A 2,503-nucleotide genomic window follows, 5' to 3' on the forward strand; every position below is an offset into this window, starting at 1 on the left:
AAACTAATTAGTAAACATAGATTAATTCTATAGTTAAAAAATTAAAGAAATATGATAAATACCGGTATATTTAAAAGAGAACTGGTAAAATATTCTCTAATATAATAATATAAGACCTATTTTAACTTATTTGTCTTAAGAGATTGTATCTTTTTACTTTTGTATACGATTTTATATTTAATAATAAATTAACTAGAATTTAATATAAGCATTAGATATTTCATGCACCTAAGCAATTTTATATTCATCTGTTAAATATAATAATAGAATGAAATCAAGAAGAGGGCTATTAAGTTTAGTAGCTTTCTTTTTTTATTCTTATAAAATGTAAAAACTAATTATCATTAAAGACTTATAATTTTATATTAAATAATTTATAATTGAAAACTATTAAATATATATTATTCTGGATTTATTCACGTTTTAGGAAAGAAAAATATTGAAGAAATTTAATATACTTTTTGTCCAATAAAATTTTTTAAAATTGTTTTATCAAGTAATGAACTTATCAACTTGTAATTAGTAAATAAATTTACATCTACCTGACAAAATATTACAAAATTTTTCTTTGCATACCTTTATAATATGTATTAAAGAGCTAAATACTTTATCTAGGTTTACTTATATATAATGACTAATGACAGGAATAGTTGATAAAGCCAAGGAAGTAAGGAGGAGGTTGATTGATATACCCTATACCATGGTTACTAATTTTGATAGTAAGCATACCGGAAGCTTTTCTTGTACTTAAATTAGGATTCAAACTTTGTAATACAAATATATCAACAAAACATTCTCTAATTACATCAATTATAGTAGGAATTAGTTCATATTATATTAGAAAGACAGATATAGTTTTTGGTTTACATACTTTAATTACTATAATATTATTAACATTTTTGATATGGATATTAACAAGAATTAAATTTATTCATGCTTTAATGGCTACATTAATTGGATCTTTAATATCAGGAGTTCTGCAAAGCACAATATCTACAATCCTATTAAGTTTAACTAAAAAGACATTTAGCGATATAGTTTCAAACCCTATATTAGGGATATTTTATTTTCTACCTAGTGGTTTAATGATGATGTTTCTATATTTTTACTTAAAATATAGGAAAGTTTATGTTCTAGATTTAAAAATGTATAGTGAGGATTGATATGTTTGAATAGAGATAAAAACATCATAATAGTTCTCACATTACTTGTACAAGCCATATTTATTGTGTTTTTTAACCAATATATTTACACTTCTAATGATTTACATTATATAAAAAAAGTTTTACCTATTGGTAATATGTTCATTTTGGTTATGACTGGTTTTGTACTTTTGTCTATAAAAAAAGTAGGCGAAGAGATAAAGAAGAAAGTAGAAATAAATTTGCTTAAATCACATTTTAGTCAAGTAGAAGAATTAATAAAGATATTACAAACAAGAAGTCATGAGTATATTAGACATATTCAGACATTGCAAGCTATGCTTTACCTTGATGAAGTAGCAAGTGCTAAAGAATATATAGAAGGAATTTCAGGTAAATATCAACATATAAACCATATTGTTTATACAGGAAATCCAGCGCTTACAGCTTTGCTTAACAGCAAAATGAAAATAGCCGAAGATAAAAACATTGGATTTGACTTTGCAATAAAGTGTGATATTACTAATCTTCAAGTAAAATCCTGGGACTTATGTAGTATTTTAGGCAATTTAATAGATAATGCTTTTGAGGCTGTTTTACAAATTAATGATAATAGAAAAGTTGGAGTAGAAATAAAACATGAAAATAAACAACATGTAATATACGTTTATAACAATGGACCTAAAATTCCAAAGAAAATTAAAAACAAGTGTTTATCTTTAAGTACTATTTTATTCTTAATAGCTGGCAAATTATCATTTAGCTATATGGCAGAAAGTACATTAAAACTTTTTCTAATGTTAGTTGTTATGTTAGCATTATATTCTATATACAAATACGTACCTGCTGTAGGTGTAAGCACTAACAGTAAGTGGCTTTTCTATGAACCAGCTCATGGATAGATAGAACGAAGGAATTTAGGGACGTAGATCCTGTGAGATATGGGAGGGTAATCACCATGAGATTTGTGGAGCTCTAAAGACGGTCATAAGGAAAATACATGTATCCTTATTAAAGTGCACACCTATAATCCATAAAATTGTATTTATAAGATATTTATCCATAAAACTTCTTTTGGATACAGTAGTAATTCTAAGAAAACAAGAGTATTTTAAAGAAAAATTTAAATTATAGAGGGAGGTAAAAAATTGCGATTAAAAAGAATTAAACTAATTATACTATTATTACTAATATTTATTTTGAATGGTTGTAACGACAAAAATATAGAAACAAATATTAATCGGATTAACTTTAATGATATAAAATTTATCGAAAATTATAACTATATAAAGAAGAAATTGAAAATAAGTGATAAGGCCAAAATACAAAATTTCATTACAACAGTTAATAATAATTATTAT

The 2,503-nt window shown here is 24.3% G+C and carries 3 protein-coding genes; all 3 read left to right on the forward strand.

Features of this window, described 5'->3' with window-relative positions:
- The first annotated feature begins 683 nt into the window (after window positions 1–683).
- Window positions 684–1,163 (forward strand): hypothetical protein, encoded by a 480-nt coding sequence (locus L21TH_RS06210; protein WP_006311996.1) that lies wholly within the window; start codon window positions 684–686, stop codon window positions 1,161–1,163.
- 5 nt (window positions 1,164–1,168) lie between these two features.
- Window positions 1,169–2,044, forward strand: a complete 876-nt coding sequence (locus L21TH_RS06215; protein WP_034429486.1) for a sensor histidine kinase — start codon at window positions 1,169–1,171, stop codon at window positions 2,042–2,044.
- 246 nt (window positions 2,045–2,290) lie between these two features.
- A partial coding sequence (locus L21TH_RS14770; RefSeq protein WP_034429487.1) for a hypothetical protein occupies window positions 2,291–2,503 on the forward strand: 213 nt, incomplete at its 3' end.

This window comes from Caldisalinibacter kiritimatiensis (genome assembly GCF_000387765.1).
Lineage (GTDB): Bacteria > Bacillota > Clostridia > Tissierellales > Caldisalinibacteraceae > Caldisalinibacter > Caldisalinibacter kiritimatiensis.